The sequence below is a fragment of the Vibrio sp. QJM3NY_26 genome (assembly GCF_057786005.1).
On the sequence record NZ_CM173515.1, the window covers coordinates 2,985,921 to 3,005,641 of the forward strand.

General features: G+C 44.8%; 15 protein-coding genes, 14 tRNA genes and 3 rRNA genes. 23 read left to right on the forward strand and 9 right to left on the reverse strand.

Annotation, left to right across the window (positions count from 1 at the left end; genetic code table 11):
• Nucleotides 1–2: 2 nt before the first annotated feature.
• Nucleotides 3–1,040, reverse strand: coding sequence for a type IV pilus twitching motility protein PilT (locus tag AC3CH4_RS13155; protein WP_004735478.1), 1,038 nt, complete (start codon nucleotides 1,038–1,040; stop codon nucleotides 3–5).
• Between the two features lie 26 nt (nucleotides 1,041–1,066).
• On the opposite strand from AC3CH4_RS13155, the gene AC3CH4_RS13160 reads away from it, so the two are divergent.
• The 7 genes from AC3CH4_RS13160 (at nucleotide 1,067) to hemW (ending at nucleotide 5,922) form a co-directional block, all read left to right on the forward strand.
• Nucleotides 1,067–1,771: a YggS family pyridoxal phosphate-dependent enzyme gene (locus AC3CH4_RS13160; protein WP_076647417.1), complete on the forward strand. Its 705-nt coding sequence runs from the start codon at nucleotides 1,067–1,069 to the stop codon at nucleotides 1,769–1,771.
• Between the two features lie 84 nt (nucleotides 1,772–1,855).
• Complete coding sequence (gene proC / locus AC3CH4_RS13165; RefSeq protein WP_017077774.1) at nucleotides 1,856–2,674, forward strand: pyrroline-5-carboxylate reductase; 819 nt, start codon at nucleotides 1,856–1,858, stop codon at nucleotides 2,672–2,674.
• 75 nt (nucleotides 2,675–2,749) lie between these two features.
• Entirely contained in the window at nucleotides 2,750–3,307 is a 558-nt protein-coding gene (locus AC3CH4_RS13170; protein WP_004735475.1) for a YggT family protein, read from the forward strand.
• Nucleotides 3,308–3,336: 29 nt separating this feature from the next.
• Nucleotides 3,337–3,627: a DUF167 family protein YggU gene (gene yggU / locus AC3CH4_RS13175; RefSeq protein ID WP_009847703.1), complete on the forward strand. Its 291-nt coding sequence runs from the start codon at nucleotides 3,337–3,339 to the stop codon at nucleotides 3,625–3,627.
• Between the two features lie 28 nt (nucleotides 3,628–3,655).
• Nucleotides 3,656–4,087 carry a DUF4426 domain-containing protein gene (locus tag AC3CH4_RS13180; protein WP_004735472.1) on the forward strand — a complete coding sequence of 144 codons (432 nt, stop codon included), beginning with the start codon at nucleotides 3,656–3,658 and terminating at the stop codon, nucleotides 4,085–4,087.
• A 48-nt stretch (nucleotides 4,088–4,135) separates the two neighbouring features.
• Nucleotides 4,136–4,735, forward strand: coding sequence for an XTP/dITP diphosphatase (locus AC3CH4_RS13185; protein WP_237300293.1), 600 nt, complete (start codon nucleotides 4,136–4,138; stop codon nucleotides 4,733–4,735).
• Entirely contained in the window at nucleotides 4,735–5,922 is a 1,188-nt protein-coding gene (hemW, locus tag AC3CH4_RS13190) for a radical SAM family heme chaperone HemW (protein WP_488543043.1), read from the forward strand. Before AC3CH4_RS13185 ends, hemW begins: the two co-directional genes overlap by 1 nt.
• Nucleotides 5,923–5,976: 54 nt before the next feature.
• Here hemW and glsB read toward each other — a convergent pair whose 3' ends face one another.
• Together glsB and trmB are read right to left on the reverse strand one after the other, a co-directional pair.
• Nucleotides 5,977–6,897 carry a glutaminase B gene (glsB, locus tag AC3CH4_RS13195; protein WP_009847707.1) on the reverse strand — a complete coding sequence of 307 codons (921 nt, stop codon included), beginning with the start codon at nucleotides 6,895–6,897 and terminating at the stop codon, nucleotides 5,977–5,979.
• Between the two features lie 187 nt (nucleotides 6,898–7,084).
• Nucleotides 7,085–7,804: a tRNA (guanosine(46)-N7)-methyltransferase TrmB gene (trmB, locus tag AC3CH4_RS13200; protein ID WP_029222028.1), complete on the reverse strand. Its 720-nt coding sequence runs from the start codon at nucleotides 7,802–7,804 to the stop codon at nucleotides 7,085–7,087.
• A gap of 165 nt (nucleotides 7,805–7,969) precedes the next feature.
• Between trmB and mutY the strand changes: the two genes are divergently transcribed.
• The 16 genes from mutY to AC3CH4_RS13280 all read left to right on the forward strand — a co-directional run bounded on the left by mutY (nucleotide 7,970) and on the right by AC3CH4_RS13280 (nucleotide 14,220).
• Nucleotides 7,970–9,031, forward strand: coding sequence for an A/G-specific adenine glycosylase (mutY, locus tag AC3CH4_RS13205; RefSeq protein ID WP_488543044.1), 1,062 nt, complete (start codon nucleotides 7,970–7,972; stop codon nucleotides 9,029–9,031).
• Nucleotides 9,032–9,059: 28 nt separating this feature from the next.
• Complete coding sequence (locus AC3CH4_RS13210; protein WP_017075434.1) at nucleotides 9,060–9,332, forward strand: oxidative damage protection protein; 273 nt, start codon at nucleotides 9,060–9,062, stop codon at nucleotides 9,330–9,332.
• A gap of 69 nt (nucleotides 9,333–9,401) precedes the next feature.
• Nucleotides 9,402–10,535, forward strand: a complete 1,134-nt coding sequence (gene mltC / locus AC3CH4_RS13215; RefSeq protein WP_488543045.1) for a membrane-bound lytic murein transglycosylase MltC — start codon at nucleotides 9,402–9,404, stop codon at nucleotides 10,533–10,535.
• Nucleotides 10,536–10,638: 103 nt separating this feature from the next.
• Nucleotides 10,639–10,714 (forward strand) — tRNA-Phe (locus AC3CH4_RS13220).
• A gap of 74 nt (nucleotides 10,715–10,788) precedes the next feature.
• Nucleotides 10,789–10,864: transfer RNA gene (locus tag AC3CH4_RS13225), tRNA-Thr, on the forward strand.
• Between the two features lie 7 nt (nucleotides 10,865–10,871).
• Nucleotides 10,872–10,947 (forward strand) — tRNA-Phe (locus tag AC3CH4_RS13230).
• A gap of 56 nt (nucleotides 10,948–11,003) precedes the next feature.
• Nucleotides 11,004–11,079: transfer RNA gene (locus tag AC3CH4_RS13235), tRNA-Asn, on the forward strand.
• Between the two features lie 71 nt (nucleotides 11,080–11,150).
• Nucleotides 11,151–11,226: transfer RNA gene (locus tag AC3CH4_RS13240), tRNA-Thr, on the forward strand.
• Nucleotides 11,227–11,233: 7 nt separating this feature from the next.
• Nucleotides 11,234–11,309 (forward strand) — tRNA-Phe (locus AC3CH4_RS13245).
• 56 nt (nucleotides 11,310–11,365) lie between these two features.
• Nucleotides 11,366–11,441, forward strand: a tRNA-Asn gene (locus AC3CH4_RS13250).
• 393 nt (nucleotides 11,442–11,834) lie between these two features.
• Nucleotides 11,835–13,460: a methyl-accepting chemotaxis protein gene (locus tag AC3CH4_RS13255; RefSeq protein ID WP_146458292.1), complete on the forward strand. Its 1,626-nt coding sequence runs from the start codon at nucleotides 11,835–11,837 to the stop codon at nucleotides 13,458–13,460.
• A gap of 235 nt (nucleotides 13,461–13,695) precedes the next feature.
• Nucleotides 13,696–13,771 (forward strand) — tRNA-Phe (locus AC3CH4_RS13260).
• 56 nt (nucleotides 13,772–13,827) lie between these two features.
• A tRNA-Thr gene (locus AC3CH4_RS13265) sits at nucleotides 13,828–13,903 on the forward strand.
• Between the two features lie 24 nt (nucleotides 13,904–13,927).
• Nucleotides 13,928–14,003, forward strand: a tRNA-Asn gene (locus AC3CH4_RS13270).
• A gap of 36 nt (nucleotides 14,004–14,039) precedes the next feature.
• A tRNA-Thr gene (locus AC3CH4_RS13275) sits at nucleotides 14,040–14,115 on the forward strand.
• Between the two features lie 29 nt (nucleotides 14,116–14,144).
• Nucleotides 14,145–14,220: transfer RNA gene (locus AC3CH4_RS13280), tRNA-Asn, on the forward strand.
• 349 nt (nucleotides 14,221–14,569) lie between these two features.
• On the opposite strand, the gene AC3CH4_RS13285 is transcribed toward AC3CH4_RS13280, so the two are convergent.
• The 6 genes from AC3CH4_RS13285 to AC3CH4_RS13310 all read right to left on the reverse strand — a co-directional run bounded on the left by AC3CH4_RS13285 (nucleotide 14,570) and on the right by AC3CH4_RS13310 (nucleotide 19,525).
• Nucleotides 14,570–14,965, reverse strand: a complete 396-nt coding sequence (locus AC3CH4_RS13285) for a DUF2391 family protein (protein WP_017079303.1) — start codon at nucleotides 14,963–14,965, stop codon at nucleotides 14,570–14,572.
• A gap of 1,023 nt (nucleotides 14,966–15,988) precedes the next feature.
• A tRNA-Asp gene (locus tag AC3CH4_RS13290) sits at nucleotides 15,989–16,065 on the reverse strand.
• Nucleotides 16,066–16,095: 30 nt separating this feature from the next.
• A 5S ribosomal RNA gene (rrf, locus tag AC3CH4_RS13295) occupies nucleotides 16,096–16,211 on the reverse strand.
• Between the two features lie 42 nt (nucleotides 16,212–16,253).
• Nucleotides 16,254–16,330, reverse strand: a tRNA-Thr gene (locus tag AC3CH4_RS13300).
• A 72-nt stretch (nucleotides 16,331–16,402) separates the two neighbouring features.
• Nucleotides 16,403–16,518 (reverse strand): 5S ribosomal RNA (rrf, locus tag AC3CH4_RS13305).
• Nucleotides 16,519–16,631: 113 nt separating this feature from the next.
• Nucleotides 16,632–19,525, reverse strand: a 23S ribosomal RNA gene (locus tag AC3CH4_RS13310).
• Between the last annotated feature and the right edge of the window lie 196 nt (nucleotides 19,526–19,721).

Below are 19,721 nucleotides of genomic sequence, written 5' to 3' on the forward strand. Positions count from 1 at the left end.
GATTAAAACATTGAGGTTTCAATTTCGATCTTTTTCTCGACCTCTTCTGAATCAACCAGGCCTTGAGCCATCAACTGCTTCGCATTTTGCTCCATGGTCTGCATACCATGTGCCGCGCCCGTTTGAATTATCGAATACATCTGCGCGACCTTGTCTTCGCGGATCAAGTTTCTAATCGCAGGTGTCGCCATCATGATTTCATGACAAGCCACACGACCACCACCTACACGCTTTAACAGCTTCTGAGCAATCACTGAACGTAACGATTCAGACAGCATTGAACGCACCATATCTTTGTCGCTACCCGGAAATACATCGATAATACGGTCTATGGTTTTTGCAGCAGAGCTAGTATGCAAGGTACCAAAAACTAAGTGACCTGTTTCTGCAGCGGTTAACGCTAAGCTGATCGTCTCTTGGTCACGAAGCTCACCAACAAGGATTACGTCTGGATCTTCACGTAACGCACTACGCAACGCCGCTTTGAAGCTGTGAGTGTCGCGGTGCACTTCTCGTTGGTTGATTAGGCATTTGTTGTTGGTATGAACAAATTCGATCGGATCTTCAATCGTCAATATATGCTTATTATGGTTACGGTTAACATAGTCCACCATCGCAGCCAAAGTTGTCGACTTACCTGAACCAGTGGGTCCAGTGACCAATACTAGACCTTTTTCGTAATTAGATATTCTTTCAAATATCTCTGGAGCCCCTAGCTGTTCAAGGGTGGGAATCTCTACTGGAATGGTACGAAACACAGCAGAGCAGCCACGAGATTGGTTAAAAGCATTAACACGGAAACGACCAACATTGGGTAATTCAAAAGAGAAGTCGACTTCCAGTTTTTCTTCGAACTCACCACGTTGTGAATCACTCATGATCTCAAAAACCAAACGATGCACATCGGCATGACTCAAAGCTGGTATTCCAAGCTTCCTTACTTCACCATCTATACGTACCATTGGAGATACACCCGCAGAAAGATGTAGATCTGACGCGTTATGCTTTACACTAAAATCTAGTAACTCAGTGATATCCATTTATTTTCCCTTAAGTAAAGTCAGCTATGAGTAGTATTCAACAAAATATCGAACAAATCACCTCACAGATACGTAGTGCTGAGCAAAAGTGCGGACGAGCTCCAGAGTCCGTGCAACTTTTAGCCGTCAGCAAAACTAAACCTATTGATGCAATTCTAGAAGCCGCACTCGGAGGCCAAGTTGCCTTTGGTGAAAACTATGTTCAAGAAGGTGTTGATAAAGTAAAACACTTTTCAGAACAACATTCTAACCTAAATTTAGAGTGGCATTTTATTGGCCCAATTCAATCCAATAAAACCCGCCCAATCGCAGAAAGCTTCCAATGGGTACATTCCGTTGAACGCGACAAGATCGCACAAAGACTTAATGACCAACGACCAAGCGAACTTCCACCTTTGCAAGTTTTGATTCAGGTAAACACCAGTGGTGAAGAATCCAAGTCTGGAACGTCAGAAGAAACAGTTTTTGCACTCGCGGAGTTGATTTCGTCGCTCCCTAACCTCACTTTAAGAGGATTGATGTCGATTCCTGCAAACGTATCTGACTATCAATCTCAGCTTAATGCATTTTCTCAACTGGCGGAGCTTAAAGACAAGCTAGCCGCAAAGTATCCAAACATAGATACCCTTTCGATGGGTATGAGTGGTGATATGGATGCAGCAGTTGAGGCTGGCAGCACAATGGTTCGTATTGGAACGGCTATCTTCGGTGCTCGTAATTACGCGAAATAGCAAATAGTTAGCGACCAAAAGTCGATGATAAGTATTGATATCGCTTCGCTTTAACTGCGCAGCGACACGCTCAGGATTTTATATATGGAACATAAGAACATCGCCTTTATTGGGGCGGGAAATATGGTTCGCTCGATTGTAGCGGGCTTAGTGGCGAGTGGTTACCCAGCGCAAAAGATTACGGCAACAGCGCCTTCAGACACCAGAAGGCTGCCGTTAGAGCAAGAGTACGGCATCAATACCACCAGCGATAATATTGCCGCAGCAGAGCAAGCAGACGTTGTTGTGTTATCCGTGAAGCCACAAATGATGGCTGATGTATGCAAACCCTTACAAGATATCGACTTCAGCAACAAACTGGTTATCTCAATTGCCGCGGGTATTAATGCGAATCGACTCAATGAGATGTTAAACTGCCAGCTGAACCTTGTTCGTGTGATGCCAAACACGCCATCACTACTTGGTAAAGGGATGAGCGGCCTTTATGCTGACTCAACGGTTAGTCAGGGCGATAAAGAGTTCGCTTCTCAGCTAATGCAAGCCGTAGGTGAGGTAAGCTGGGTTGAACAAGAGTCTGGTATCAACAACATCATTGCAGCTGCAGGGAGTGCTCCGGCTTACTTCTTCCTGTTTATGGAAGCGATGCAAGCTGAAGCAATTAACCAAGGTTTTGACCAAGAAACCGCTCGTAAATTAGTGCAGCAATCTGCATTAGGCGCGGCAGAGATGGTAGTAGCAAATCCAAATACTGAATTATCAACACTGCGTGAGCAAGTGACTTCAAAAGGCGGAACGACCGCAGAAGCATTGCGCACGTTTAACGACCATCAACTATCAGACATCGTAGCGAAAGCCATGCAAGCGGCGGTTGCTCGAGCTGAAGAGATGGAAAAACTGTTTTAATACTCGTTACAGTACAAAAGCATTGTGCCGTTCGGGTTATACCTAGCGGCAAGTAAATCCGAAAAAGGAAACAATATGAATTCGATGAGCTTTCTGATCTCGACCGTTTTTGATCTTTACATCATGGTTGTGATCTTGCGTATCTGGCTACAAGCATCACGTGCAGATTTCTACAACCCATTCTCACAATTTATCGTAAAAGCGACACAACCGGTTGTTGCCCCACTACGCCGAGTGATTCCATCAATAGGCAGCCTTGACCTGGCGACTGTTGTTTTCGCTTATGTGCTGTGTGTACTTAAGTTCGTCGCTCTAAACTTGATTATCTCTGGCGGTGCGGCTGTATTTGATATTAGCTTCCTGATCTTTGGCGCGCTATCTCTGCTCAAAGCAGCTGGTGGGTTAATTTTCTGGGTTCTACTGATCCGTGCAATCCTGAGCTGGGTTAGCCAAGGCCGTAGCCCAATCGAATACGTATTCCACCAGTTAACAGAACCAATGCTAACGCCGATTCGCCGTATCCTTCCTGATATGGGTGGCTTCGACCTAAGTGTGCTTGTTCTGTTCATTGTTCTACAATTTGCGAACTTCCTAATGGGCGACATGATCGGTCCTATTTGGTATCAGCTATAATTCAAGTACGAACATCAGGTACTTTGACGATGCCAAAAGCAGTTTGGGCCGAAGAAGACGATATTCTTCTTAGGCTCTATATCCAACCCAAAGCAAGCCGAGACAAGATTGTCGGCTTGCACGGAGAGGAACTGAAAATTGCCATTACTGCACCACCGGTTGATGGCAAAGCAAATGCTCACTTAGCGAAATACCTTGCGAAACAATTTAAGGTCGCTAAAGGGCAAATTAAGATAGAAAAGGGAGAGCTCGGTCGGCATAAACAAGTTCGAATATGCTCACCAAGCCAGATCCCAACTGAAGTCAAAGCCATCCTATGATGGCTTTTTGCTATTTATTGGAGTCATTATGCGTCTATGGATAACAGCACTACTCACCGCTCTGATTGCCCTACCAAGCTCGGCAGGACAGTTTAAAAGTATCAAGGATGTCGAGGTTCATTACTCGGCTTTCAATTCCACGTTTTTAACTGCGCAGGTTGCTAAGCAATATAAGCTGAAACGAAACGGATACTCAGCGATTCTAAATATCAGCGTGCTAGACAACGCTTCCCTAGGCAAGCCTGCAACAACGGCTAAAATTACGGGAACCGCACGAAACCTAGTAGGTAACACTCGCACGCTTAACTTCCGTGAAATAAAGGAAGGCGATGCGATTTATTACCTTGCAGAGTTCCCTATCACTCACGAAGAAAACATCACTTTTAATATTGATGTTAACGCAGGTTTGAAAGGCACAGGTCCACTACGTTTCACACAAAAATTCTATATAGAAGAGTAGCTTCAAAGCTCACTTTTCTAGTCATTAACTTATTAGAGCCACATCCCCATGAGTAAGATTGTTTTAGCAACAGGCAACCAAGGCAAAGTTCGCGAGATGGCAGATATTCTGTCTGAGTTTGGTTTCGACGTTGTCGCGCAAAGTGAGTTTAACGTTTCAGAAGTCGCTGAAACGGGAACAACTTTCATTGAAAATGCCATCATCAAAGCTCGCCACGCTGCGAAAGCAACGGGGCTACCAGCCATTGCTGACGATTCTGGCTTAGAAGTTGATTACCTTAATGGTGCACCCGGTATCTACTCAGCGCGTTACTCTAGTGAAGGGGCGAGTGATAAGCAGAACATCGAAAAGCTGTTAGATGCCATGCAAGGTGTGGCTACTGAAAAGCGTACCGCCCGTTTCCACTGTGTGTTGGTGCTAATGCGTCACGAAAACGATCCAACACCATTGGTGTGTCACGGTAAATGGGAAGGTCGTATTCTGACTGAAGAACACGGTGATAATGGCTTTGGCTACGATCCTGTGTTCTTTGTGCCAGAAGATAACTGCGCCTCAGCAGAGCTTGAATCATCACGTAAGAAGCAACTGTCACACCGTGGTAAAGCCCTCACGTCATTATTTAAGACTCTCAAGGAGCAAGCTCTGTAATGCACAATGCAGCGCTTATACCACCCCCACTTAGCCTCTATGTCCACATTCCATGGTGTGTACAAAAGTGTCCGTATTGTGATTTTAACTCTCACGCTCTAAAAGCCGAGATTCCTGAAAAAGAGTATATAGATGCTCTGCTTGAGGATCTCGATACCGATATCGAAAAATACCAACTCAATGGCGCACCTCGCCCATTGCATTCGATCTTTATTGGTGGCGGCACGCCGAGTCTATTTTCTCCAGAAGGAATAGGTCGATTGCTGCAAGGTATTGAACAACGCATCCCGTTCAAACCTGAAATAGAAATCACCATGGAAGCCAACCCGGGCACCATAGAAGCTGAACGTTTTGCAGGTTACCAAAAGGCAGGTATTAGTCGTATCTCAGTTGGTGTACAAAGTTTTGAGCAAGAGAAACTGGAAAGGCTTGGGCGTATTCATGGTCAAGATGAAGCGGTCAACGCAGCTCACTTAGCACATAAAATTGGATTAAATAGCTTCAACCTAGATCTAATGCACGGCTTACCCGATCAAAGCATTGATCAAGCGTTGGCTGACTTAGACAAAGCGATCGAGCTCGACCCTCCACATTTGTCTTGGTATCAGCTAACAATAGAACCTAACACCATGTTCTATTACAAAACGCCACAGCTGCCTGACGATGATGACCTTTGGGATATCTTCGACTTAGGCCATAAGAAGCTCGCAGATGCAGGTTATGTACAGTACGAAATTTCAGGTTACAGTAAGCCGGGATATCAGTGTCAGCATAATCTCAACTACTGGCGCTTTGGTGACTACCTAGGTATTGGCTGTGGCTCTCATGGCAAGCTGAGCTTTGCAGATGGACGTATTGTTCGCACCACTAAGGTTAAACACCCTAGAGGCTACCTAGCAGCGTATCAGAATCTGGTGAAACCCTATCTGTCGGATGAACTTGAAGTACCTAATGAGGACCGCCCTTTTGAGTTCTTCATGAACCGCTTCAGGCTAATGGAAGCGTGTCCAAAACAAGACTTCATTGATACGACTGGGTTAGAGTTTAATTCGATTCAGCCAACGATAGAATGGGCTAAAGAGCTCGGTTATCTTAATGAAACCGACAGCCATTGGCAGATCACTGAAAAAGGAAAACTCTTCTTAAACGATTTGCTTGAAGCCTTTATGGCAGAAGAAGACGAATAGTTCGAACGCTAGAATGCAAAAAGCCTCTCATCACGAGAGGCTTTTTTGTCGAACTTAGAAAATAGAACGACCAATACGCTCAGAGAGCAATTCTAAAGCCTGAGTTCCCGCTAGTGAATTACCCGACGCGTCCAGTTCCGGAGACCACACCGCGATCGTCATTTCGCCAGGAACAATCGCAATAATCCCACCGCCAACACCCGATTTACCCGGCATACCAACACGATAGGCAAACTCTCCCGCCCCATCGTACAAACCACATGTCGCAAGCAAAGCATTCAGCTGTTTGGTTTGAACTGGCGTGATGATCTCTTTCTTGGTCTGAACCGACACACCTTTGTTTGCCAAATAGCTAAAGGTCTTCGCCAAGTCAACACAGGTCATTTTAAGCGCACAAGCATGAAAGTAATTGTTGAGTACGGGAATAACATCGTTCTCAAAATTACCAAATGAACGCATCAAATAAGCGATAGCAGCATTACGATCGCTGTGCATCATCTCAGAAGCCGCCACAACCTTGTCATACACAATATGAGTATCACCTGATAGCTGACGAACAAATTCTAATAAACGGTGTCTTGGTGCTGATAAACGGCTTTGTAATAAGTCAGCCACGACAATCGCGCCAGCATTAATAAACGGGTTACGAGGGATGCCGTGCTCCATCTCAAGTTGAATCATCGAGTTAAAGGCTTGTCCTGAAGGCTCCTTCCCTACTCGCTGCCATATCTCTTCAGGCTTATACAACACCATCGCCAACGTCAGGCTTAAAGCTTTAGAGATTGATTGCACAGAAAAGGCTTCATCGGCATCGCCAGCTTGAATAACTTCACCTTCATTGGTGTATACCGCAATCGCCAGTTTCTGGTTCGATACACGAGCCAATGCAGGAATATAATCTGCGACCTTTCCCTGACCAATTAAAGGGCGAACTTCATCTAAAATCTCGGCCAAAATAGCTTGAGTTGGTTTCATGTGTGCTTACTTCTTTATTGTTATTTTTGTAGGGGGTGTGACATTATTTTCTGTCCTTAAACCTTTATCGCAATAAAAGCCTAAGGACAAAAAAGCCAACATTACAATAATGTTGGCTTTAATCAATCCCATAAAGTGTAGGGTTTAATCCTCAGTCGGATTCACCTTCACTTAATTTGATTCAGAATTACTTAGTACGCTTGAACTTAATGTCCCAAACACCATGACCTAAACGGTGACCACGCGCTTCAAACTTAGTCAGCGGACGCTCGTCTGGACGAGGAATGTAATCCCCATCTTCAGCGATATTCTTGAAGCCTGGAGCTACGTTCATCACTTCAATCATATGTTCTGCGTAGTTTTCCCAGTCTGTTGCCATGTGGAAAATACCAGTATCAAGTTGCAGCTTACCGCGAACCATCTCTGCAAACTCAGCCTTAACAATACGACGTTTGTGGTGACGAGCTTTGTGCCATGGGTCAGGGAAGAACAGTTGCAGTGTATGCAGGCTGCTATCTGGGATCATGTGTTCAAATACTTCTACTGCATCGTGACACATTACACGCAAGTTAGTTACGCCAGCATCGCGAGCTGTACCTAAACACGCACCAACACCTGGGCTGTGAACTTCAATACCTAAGAAGTTTTTCTCAGGCGCATTCTTTGCCATTTCAACCAGTGATGCACCCATACCGAAGCCAATTTCTAGTACAACAGGGTTGTCGTTGCCAAACACTTCTTTCCAATTAAGAAGTTCTGGATTGTAGTCGATACCCATTGTTGGCCAACATTCGTTCATCGCGTTTTCTTGGCCTTTTGTTAAGCGGCCTTCGCGGCGAACAAAACTACGGATCTTACGAACCAGTTTGCCGTCTTCAGTATATTCGTTAGTGGTCACTTCACTCATTGATTTTTGCCTGCACATTGATTAATCAAAGCGGGGATTATCCAAAGAATTGCCTCCGGTGCAAGTCTTTCCGTGGATAAATTCCCACACAATTTGTCTGTTTTACATCCAACCGTAAGTGTGGTGCAATTTCACTCCTAATAATAGCAAAGCATAGAGCATGTCGTGACTCCTTTCGCAACAGCCATATTAAAGTGGTATGACGCCTTTGGGCGTAAAGAATTACCTTGGCAACAAAACAAAACCGCCTACACCGTTTGGCTATCTGAAATCATGCTTCAGCAGACTCAAGTCGCCACGGTGATTCCATACTACCAGCGCTTCTTAGAACGCTTTCCAACGGTTATTGACCTAGCGAACGCCGAACAAGATGAGGTGCTGCACCTATGGACAGGGCTTGGCTATTACGCGCGAGCTCGTAACTTACATAAGGCTGCCAAGATTGTTACCGAGCAATACGGTGGTGAATTTCCGCTTTCTATCGAAGAAATGAACGCGCTACCGGGTATTGGACGCTCTACTGCCGCTGCAGTGCTGTCCTCTGTGCATAAACTCCCTCATGCGATTCTTGATGGCAACGTCAAGCGCACCTTGGCGAGAAGCTTTGCAGTAGAAGGTTGGCCGGGGCAAAAGAAAGTCGAGAACCAGCTTTGGGAACACGCAGAAGCACACACTCCCAATCAAGATGTCGATAAGTACAATCAAGCCATGATGGATATGGGTGCCATGGTTTGTACTCGTAGCAAGCCCAAATGTACGTTGTGCCCGATTGAAAGCATGTGCGAAGCTAAGAAGCTCGATAGACAGCTCGATTTCCCTGGCAAAAAGCCTAAGAAAGAAAAGCCAATAAAAGAAACATGGTTTGTGATTCTGTACCACGATAATCAAGTATGGCTCGAACAACGCCCTCAGTCTGGTATCTGGGGAGGACTGTTCTGTTTCCCTCAAAATGAAAACGCAGAGATCAAACATCAATTAGATCTTCGTTCGATCAAAGACAACGAAACCGATTCGATCAAGACCATGATTGCGTTTCGACATACTTTCAGCCACTACCACTTAGATATCACACCTGTATTAGTAAAATTAGATAAACAACCAGATTTGATAATGGAAGGGACTAAAGGTCTCTGGTATAACTTATCAAAACCGGAAGAAATTGGCCTAGCCGCTCCTGTAAAGCAGCTTATTGAGAGCCTACCCTTTGAACTAAACGACGACGTTTGAATCAACGAACGCGATAAGAGGAACCACTATGAGCCGCACTGTATTTTGTGCTCGCCTTCAAAAAGATGCTGAAGGCCTAGATTTTCAACTTTACCCAGGTGACTTAGGTAAGCGTATCTTTGACAACGTCTCTAAAGAAGCTTGGGGACAATGGCAGAGCAAGCAAACCATGCTCATCAATGAGAAGAAGCTAAACATGATGGATCCAGACCATCGTAAACTTCTTGAAACTGAGATGGTTAACTTCCTTTTCGAAGGTAAAGATGTCGTTATTGATGGCTATACTCCACCAAGTAAATAAGACATTTATTTAAGCAAATTTTAATGACATCATGGCTCACGCTGCGATGTCATTTTTGTTTGAGGAACTATGAAAAAGCTAAGTTACTTCCTAATAACCATGTTGTTAACTGGGTGCAGTCGTGAATTTATCGAAGGAATTTATGACGTAAATTATGAGCCCACCAACCGATTTGTAAGTAATTTGGCTGAGTTACCCGGTCAATTTGAGAAAGACACAGGTGCGTTAGACTCACTAATTAATAGCTTTTCTGGCAATATCCAAAAACGTTGGGGCAGCAGTGAAGTAAAGATGGCGGGCAAGAGTAACTATGTGAAATACATAGATAATTACTTGAGCCGCTCAGAAGTAAACTTTAGCCAAGGTCTAATCACAGTTGAAACCGTATCCTCAACTGATCCTAAAAAGCACCTCAAAAATGCAATAATGACGACACTTTTAACGCCAGATGATCCTGCGAATGTCGATCTATTCTCTTCCAAAAGCATCAAGTTAGAAGGTCAACCTTTCCTCTATAACCAAGTCGTTGATCAAGATAAGAAGCCTATCCAATGGACATGGCGCGCTAATAAATTTGCTGATTACCTGATCGCCAATAACTTAAAAACCAAGGAAGTCGACTTTAAAAAAGCGTATTACGTCGAAATTCCAATGGTGGCCGATCACGCCAGCAAACGAAGCTATAAGTACGCAGACATCGTTCGTCGCGCATCTCAACGTTATGACATTCCTGAAGACTTGATTTATGCGATCATCAAAACAGAGAGTAGTTTTAACCCATACGCTGTGAGCTGGGCGAATGCTTATGGTCTTATGCAGGTGGTCCCAAAAACGGCAGGCCGAGATGTCTTTAAGCTCGTCAAAAATAAACCTGGAGAACCAAGTCCTGAGTACTTATTCAATCCAGAAAACAACATTGATGCTGGCACTGCGTACTTTTACATCCTTAAAAATCGTTATTTGAAGGACGTGCATCACCCAACCACACTCGAATACAGCATGATCTCAGCATACAACGGTGGCACTGGTGGGGTACTCAATACCTTCAGTAAGGACAGAAAGCGGGCAATGCGTGACTTAAACTCATTGCAACCTAGTCAAGCTTACTGGGCACTTACAAAGAAACACCCAAACAAAGAGTCGCGTCGATACTTAGAAAAAGTAACAAAATTCAAGAAAGATTTTAACCAAGGTAAAACGTAAGCCTCACTTTTGAATAAAAAAACAACTAACGAACGTTTTTTTTAATTATTTTCAAAAAAGGTGTTGACGGTTATGCAGAAAATCCGTTTAATAGCGCTCCGTTGCCCGGATAGCTCAGTCGGTAGAGCAGAGGATTGAAAATCCTCGTGTCGGTGGTTCGATTCCGCCTCCGGGCACCACAATTTGATTTGTTGGTGTCATTACTCTTTAACAGGGAGTAGCAACACGAACAAAAGCATAAAGAATTTAGTGTGCCGACTTAGCTCAGTAGGTAGAGCAACTGACTTGTAATCAGTAGGTCACCAGTTCGACTCCGGTAGTCGGCACCATTCTTTTGCCTCGATAGCTCAGTCGGTAGAGCAGCGGATTGAAAATCCGCGTGTCGGTGGTTCGATTCCGCCTCGAGGCACCATTATTTGGTACTTAACAAATAATGGTCTTTATAGACCTGATGTTGAGACAAGTAATTCCCCTTTAGTTCAGTTGGTAGAACGGCGGACTGTTAATCCGTATGTCGCAAGTTCAAGTCTTGCAAGGGGAGCCATTTTAAAGAACTTCATTTTTATATGAGGTTTTAATTAGAGAGTTTACTCTCTAAAGCAAAGAATTTAGTGTGCCGACTTAGCTCAGTAGGTAGAGCAACTGACTTGTAATCAGTAGGTCACCAGTTCGACTCCGGTAGTCGGCACCATTCTTTTGCCTCGATAGCTCAGTCGGTAGAGCAGCGGATTGAAAATCCGCGTGTCGGTGGTTCGATTCCGCCTCGAGGCACCATTATTTGGTACTTAACAAATAATGGTCTTTATAGACCTGATGTTAAGACAAGTAATTCCCCTTTAGTTCAGTTGGTAGAACGGCGGACTGTTAATCCGTATGTCGCAAGTTCAAGTCTTGCAAGGGGAGCCACATTCAAGAAAGCCAAGTCGAAAGACTTGGCTTTTTTTCGTTTGAGCTAACTCTAACTCTAACTCTAACTCTATTCAGTATTGCCGCCAGCTCAACATCAAGCCCTGATCACCCCCATAAAGTTAAAGCATCCCCTTTCCTATATCGACAGTACCCATCCTTGAATTCGTCCAAACCCTCTCGATACAAACTAAACCACCTCTGAAATTAAGCACCTTTAGCCGCGTATCGTCACATAAAAATAAACAGCATGATAACTCGTTACTTTTTTTGCTTCGTAAATTTAATCTCTATCATGTTTTGATATCTTTCTGATATCTGCCCTACACGACTTAGATTAAGATTCCATGAATTATATCTAATACTAATTATTGAATCGCTACGCAGGAAAATATGAAATTAAAAACGCAAGCTTACTTATTATCGGGCATCATCTTGATCGCTCTGCTAGCGCTAACTGCTACTGGTTTATGGACCTTGAGAGTCGCTAGTAACATGGACAACAAAGCTCGTGTGACTGAGCTATTTAAGAGCGCATACAGCATTCTTACTGAAGTCGAAAAAATGGCTATTGATGGCACTCTAGAAGAACAACAGGCCAAACAGCTTGCCACTCGCCTACTACGTAACAACATCTATAAAGATAATGAATACGTTTATGTTGCGGATGAAAACATGACCTTTGTTGCGACACCTCTGGATCCACAACTACACGGAACCAGCTTTAATGATTTTAAAGACGGTGATGGGAATAGCGTTGGCCAACTCATTCAACGAGTACTTGGCAGTCGTACTGGCCAGATCATTGAGTACACCTGGACGCAAAAACTTCCAGATGGAACCATTGAAGAAAAACTATCAATGGCAGAGAAAACGCCACATTGGGGTTGGGTTGTCGGCACAGGTATCGGCTTCAATGAAGTTAACGCGCGTTTCTGGTCTACCGCTCAATGGCAGCTATTCCTTTGTGTGGTAATTGCGGGTCTTATCCTATCGAGCTTGATTGCATCCATTAAGCGCATGCTAGCGCTTCTTGGTGGCGAGCCTAAGGATGTAAGAGAAGCAGTACAAGCAGTCGCAGAAGGCCGCATTCAAACCTATTTCGAAACTCAGGCAACAGACGGCAGTATCTACCACGCCGTACAACAAATGAGTAAGTCACTGGCTGAGTTGGTATCAAACCTTGACGCTTCAATGCTGGCATTAAGGGGCGAACTGCAACGCGTAGAAGATCGTGCAGGGGCAATTGCTCAGCTAACAGAGACACAACAGCAATCAACAGAGATGATCGCAACAGCAATGACCGAGATGGCCTCTTCAGCCAACAATGTTGCTGATTCAGCGGGTGATACTGCGCGTAATACTGACGAAGCTGATAAACAGAGCCAACATACTCAGCAGTTAATTCACAACACGGTAGATAACATTCAAGGTCTAGCAGGCCAACTAGGAACTGCCAGTGAAGCCGTCGCTAACCTAGATAGCGATGTACATAACATCGTTAAGGTCTTAGACGTCATCGGTGATATTGCAGAACAAACTAACCTTCTAGCGCTAAATGCGGCAATTGAAGCTGCGCGCGCTGGTGAACAAGGCCGCGGATTTGCGGTTGTGGCTGATGAGGTTCGTAACCTTGCAGGTCGAACACAATCAAGCACGAAAGAAATCCAGCTAATGATCAATAACCTTCAAGAAGGCTCTCGTAACGCAATAAAAACTATGGAAGTGTGTGCGACGACCAGTGAAAGCACCGTAACAGAGTCCCAGAATGCCTCTGAAGCTCTACAACAGATTGTTATCGCATTAGAGTCTATTTCATCGATGAGTCATCAAATCGCGACAGCCGCCGCTGAGCAGACTCAGGTGAGTGACGATATTTCGAAGCGTATCAATATGATCGAAGAAAGTGGCAACCAACTGAGTAATGTGGTGACAGAAAGTCATAACAGCACTCAAACTCTCACCTCCCTTTCTAACGAATTAGAAGCTTGGGTTAATAGGTTTGAAGTAAAACACTAAACTCTCGAGTAAATTCTTAAATATAAAAGCACGTTTTCATACGTGCTTTTTTTGTTTCGGTGCCTATTCAGTCCAGTTAACCGTAGTTTCAGTATCTTTTAGAGCATGCTAGACCTAGGTTTTTAGCCCCAAACGAACAAAAACAATCCACTAAGTATAGAAAAACATCAAACGATACTTTTTTTGCAATTTAATGTTGACCCAGAACGCGAAAACACGTTTAATACACCTCGTCGCCCGGATAGCTCAGTCGGTAGAGCAGAGGATTGAAAATCCTCGTGTCGGTGGTTCGATTCCGCCTCCGGGCACCACAATTTATTTGTTGGTGTCCTAGACAACAACAGTAAAGCACAAAGAAATATTATGTGCCGACTTAGCTCAGTAGGTAGAGCAACTGACTTGTAATCAGTAGGTCACCAGTTCGACTCCGGTAGTCGGCACCATTTCTTTAAAGCTTTAAGAATAATTCCCCTTTAGTTCAGTTGGTAGAACGGCGGACTGTTAATCCGTATGTCGCAAGTTCAAGTCTTGCAAGGGGAGCCAAGTTAATCATCAAGCATAAGCTTTTTGATTCATGATGCCGACTTAGCTCAGTAGGTAGAGCAACTGACTTGTAATCAGTAGGTCACCAGTTCGATTCCGGTAGTCGGCACCATTCTCTTGATTAGAGACTAAACAATCAATTCCCCTTTAGTTCAGTTGGTAGAACGGCGGACTGTTAATCCGTATGTCGCAAGTTCAAGTCTTGCAAGGGGAGCCAATTAGAAAAGGCCGCATTATTGATGCGGCCTTTTTGCATTTAAAGATCCGAACTCATCCATACCAGTCTACTCACCTTTTACTACCTCATTTAATTCGAAAACCAACACTTTTAATGCTCTTCTGAAGCAATCAGACTTTTCTCTTTAATTCCGCTCAAGCTATCACAAGAACAAACTTGTCACTCTTGCAAGAAGCCAGTCATCACGAAGGGCTACTTTCGTTATCTATAGAAGTGCTCTGCTGAGAAATTCTAGTCGTAATGGGGGCGGGAATTAAAAGCTAAATAATGAATTCAAATAAGCTCTAGAAAGGCTCTGTTGGTTGCTTAAATTGAAATGGCATACGACTCACTCTTTATCGAAACTATCCACTACAATCGCTCCCATAGACGCTGGCATAGAAATAACAATTACCCTTTTGATAGATACAATTGGATCGCTTAATAAAGGAAGCTTGTCCAAACAAGTCAGCACCAAAGCAACAACCAATGCAGTCATCACATAAGCAATAACAATTCTGAAAATAAACACTGGCAACCGAGCGACAATATCTTTCTGAAATACACTCTCATACGTGTAAAAGCCCAGGAATACAGCAGACAATAGAAACAACAACAGCAAGTTAGCTGTGGGCAAAGTCTCTCCTAACTTCCACGCTTCTTCAGAAAAAGAAATCGGCACGGCCAAAGCAAAAGATCCTACAAAGATCTGGCTCGCATCTTCAAAGTTAAAGCTTAATTTCATAATTCGACCCATTAGGTTTTAAGGCTTTATCTATTTTTAAAATAATCACAAAATTATCTGCCGATGATTTGGGGAATTTTCTATTCTTACCAAGCAACAGAAATGACAATTCTTAGCTTAATATTAGTCGTAGTAACTTAGACATAGCTTGAACTAACCAGCAAGAAATCAATATGTTCAGAGTAAAAGCGGTGAAACAACTAATTCATATCGAGTCAACAAGCACATCAGAATCGAAGAAATACCGGCAAACATCCTAAGATACCAGTACCTAGAACCAGAGAACCTCAATCAGTTGGGTGATAAACATCACAGCACGGATCGGGGGATAGTCTATTTCTTAGCTTATATATCCTTCCAGCATCACTTGGGGAGCTCAACCTAGCGACTCTCAGCTTCAAACTGAATCTAGTCCGCTTTCCCCCTTTGAGATGCTTCAAACAGGGTGCTCAATACAATTAAGATTGGTTTAAGTTTAATGCATAGCAAGAGCATGAAATCGAATCATTAAGGGCTCTAGCGTTCTTAGCAGAAGTCCCCATGATGGAGTCCTAATTACACACCAGAACTATCCTCTAGATTCACAGATAGAACAGATAGAACAGAAGTCAGGTTTCCTAGACAAAGATCTATTAACTAATACTTGAGGAGGGCTCCAAGCAATGAGCAAGCAGGATGAGTTGTAATGCTTGTATAGTTTCAGGTATTGAATTGGGGCGCTGAGTCAGAACAGTCTCATTAGACTAACTTACAACGTCGTATGGCTCGAGTATTTGATTAGTAAGCTTAAAGATCTGCGTGCGTTTGAAGTCATTCTTGTATCAAACCACAATTGGAATCAGAAATGATGTGATTCTAGTCGTAGGATTGGGATTTCTGATAAGTGACGGAATTATGGGGACGCGTTGGCTAGGAGTTATGGTTTACGGGAAACCTTATGTGGAAGTCATTAGATGGAAGGGCGAAACACTATAATTTAGATGTAAAAAAGCCCCGCTATTTCTAGCGAGGCTTCTAAATAAGTGGCGGAGTGGACGGGACTCGAACCCGCGACCCCCGGCGTGACAGGCCGGTATTCTAACCAACTGAACTACCACTCCGCAGTGTCTATTCAGCATAATGCAATTTAAGCCTGACGATGTCCTACTCTCACATGGGGAAACCCCACACTACCATCGGCGCTATTGTGTTTCACTTCTGAGTTCGGCATGGAATCAGGTGGGTCCACAATGCTATGGTCGTCAAACAAATTCTGTTGTCAACTTGATTAATCAAATCAACTAAATAGTGGTGCTGATACCCAGACTCGAACTGGGGACCTCACCCTTACCAAGGGTGCGCTCTACCGGGCTGAGCTATATCAGCAATTCAGGAGTCGTTTAAAAACGATTCTGAAAACTTTTGTCTTCACTTTTAAAAAGTGAAAATAAATTTAAAGCCTGGCGATGTCCTACTCTCACATGGGGAAACCCCACACTACCATCGGCGCTATTGTGTTTCACTTCTGAGTTCGGCATGGAATCAGGTGGGTCCACAATGCTATGGTCGCCAAGCAAATTTTAAAATTCGGAAAGCTGCTTCTCTATTTAATAGAGCTATAAAAGTTTCTCTTCAAACGCATTCAAGGTCTGGTACTTCTGAGTCCACAAAACCCCTTGGGTGTTGTATGGTTAAGCCTCACGGGCAATTAGTACAGGTTAGCTCAATGCCTCGCAGCACTTACACACCCTGCCTATCAACGTCGTAGTCTACGACAACCCTTTAGGACACTTATAGTGCCAGGGAAAACTCATCTCAAGGCTCGCTTCCCGCTTAGATGCTTTCAGCGGTTATCGATTCCGAACTTAGCTACCGGGCAATGCCATTGGCATGACAACCCGAACACCAGAGGTTCGTCCACTCCGGTCCTCTCGTACTAGGAGCAGCCCCTTTCAATTTTCCAACGCCCACGGCAGATAGGGACCGAACTGTCTCACGACGTTCTAAACCCAGCTCGCGTACCACTTTAAATGGCGAACAGCCATACCCTTGGGACCGACTTCAGCCCCAGGATGTGATGAGCCGACATCGAGGTGCCAAACACCGCCGTCGATATGAACTCTTGGGCGGTATCAGCCTGTTATCCCCGGAGTACCTTTTATCCGTTGAGCGATGGCCCTTCCATTCAGAACCACCGGATCACTATGACCTGCTTTCGCACCTGCTCGAATTGTCATTCTCGCAGTCAAGCGGGCTTATGCCATTGCACTAACCACACGATGTCCAACCGTGTTTAGCCCACCTTCGTGCTCCTCCGTTACTCTTTGGGAGGAGACCGCCCCAGTCAAACTACCCACCAGGCACTGTCCGTAACCCCGATTCAGGGGCCAACGTTAGAACATCAAAACTACAAGGGTGGTATTTCAAGGACGACTCCATCACATCTAGCGACGCAATTTCATAGTCTCCCACCTATCCTACACATGTAGGTTCAATGTTCAGTGCCAAGCTGTAGTAAAGGTTCACGGGGTCTTTCCGTCTAGCCGCGGGTACACTGCATCTTCACAGCGATTTCAATTTCACTGAGTCTCGGGTGGAGACAGCGTGGCCATCATTACGCCATTCGTGCAGGTCGGAACTTACCCGACAAGGAATTTCGCTACCTTAGGACCGTTATAGTTACGGCCGCCGTTTACCGGGGCTTCGATCAAGAGCTTCGACCGAAGTCTAACCCCATCAATTAACCTTCCGGCACCGGGCAGGCGTCACACCGTATACGTCATCTTACGATTTTGCACAGTGCTGTGTTTTTAATAAACAGTTGCAGCCACCTGGTATCTGCGACTCTCGTCTGCTCCATCCGCAAGGGACTTCACTGATAAGAGCGTACCTTCTCCCGAAGTTACGGTACCATTTTGCCTAGTTCCTTCACCCGAGTTCTCTCAAGCGCCTTGGTATTCTCTACCCGACCACCTGTGTCGGTTTGGGGTACGATTCCTTACAATCTGAAGCTTAGAGGCTTTTCCTGGAAGCATGGCATCAATGACTTCACTACCGTAGTAGCTCGACATCGTATCTCAGCGTTAGTAGTGGTCCGGATTTACCTAAACCACCCGCCTACATACTTGAACCTGGACAACCGTCGCCAGGCCCACCTAGCCTTCTCCGTCCCCCCATCGCAATTGTAAGAAGTACGGGAATATTAACCCGTTTCCCATCGACTACGCCTTTCGGCCTCGCCTTAGGAGTCGACTTACCCTGCCCCGATTAACGTTGGACAGGAACCCTTGGTCTTCCGGCGAGGGAGTTTTTCACTCCCTTTATCGTTACTCATGTCAGCATTCGCACTTCTGATACCTCCAGCAGCCCTTACAGACCACCTTCAACGGCTTACAGAACGCTCCCCTACCCCACATATCCTAAGATACGTAGCCGCAGCTTCGGTGTATAGCTTAGCCCCGTTACATCTTCCGCGCAGGCCGACTCGACCAGTGAGCTATTACGCTTTCTTTAAATGATGGCTGCTTCTAAGCCAACATCCTGGCTGTCTGAGCCTTCCCACATCGTTTCCCACTTAGCTATACTTTGGGACCTTAGCTGGCGGTCTGGGTTGTTTCCCTCTCCACGACGGACGTTAGCACCCGCCGTGTGTCTCCCGGATAGTACTTACTGGTATTCGGAGTTTGCAAAGGGTTGGTAAGTCGGGATGACCCCCTAGCCTTAACAGTGCTCTACCCCCAGTAGTATTCGTCCGAGGCGCTACCTAAATAGCTTTCGGGGAGAACCAGCTATCTCCAGGTTTGATTGGCCTTTCACCCCTAGCCACAAGTCATCCGCTAATTTTTCAACATTAGTCGGTTCGGTCCTCCAGTTGATGTTACTCAACCTTCAACCTGCCCATGGCTAGATCACCTGGTTTCGGGTCTAATCCTAGCAACTGTACGCCCAGTTAAGACTCGGTTTCCCTACGGCTCCCCTAAACGGTTAACCTTGCTACTAAAATTAAGTCGCTGACCCATTATACAAAAGGTACGCAGTCACACCACGAAGGTGCTCCTACTGCTTGTACGTACACGGTTTCAGGTTCTATTTCACTCCCCTCACAGGGGTTCTTTTCGCCTTTCCCTCACGGTACTGGTTCACTATCGGTCAGTCAGTAGTATTTAGCCTTGGAGGATGGTCCCCCCATATTCAGACAGGATATCACGTGTCCCGCCCTACTCGTTTTCACTGATTATGAGATGTCGACTACGGGGCTATCACCCTTTACTGCGGCACTTTCCAGAGCCTTCGTCTGTCTCATTAAAAGCTTAAGGGCTAATCCAATTTCGCTCGCCGCTACTTTCGGAATCTCGGTTGATTTCTCTTCCTCGGGGTACTTAGATGTTTCAGTTCCCCCGGTTTGCCTCCTGTTGCTATGTATTCACAACAGGATACTTACTTATGTAAGTGGGTTTCCCCATTCAGGAATCCCAGACTCAAAAGGTTATTACTACCTAATCTGGGCTTATCGCAAGTTATTACGCCTTTCATCGCCTCTGACTGCCAAGGCATCCACCGTGTACGCTTAGTCACTTAACCATACAACCCGAAAGGGTCTTAGCGTATGGCAACTAACCAAGGTTTTTGGTTGTCATCAAGAAGGGTTAATTCTCAATGACTGTTTGCCGGACTCAATTGTGAATCAAACTAACGTTTGATTCGAATACAAGACACTTGAATGTGTTTGTTGTGTTTATCTAATGAAAGATAAACATTGAGAACTTTTAAATTTGAT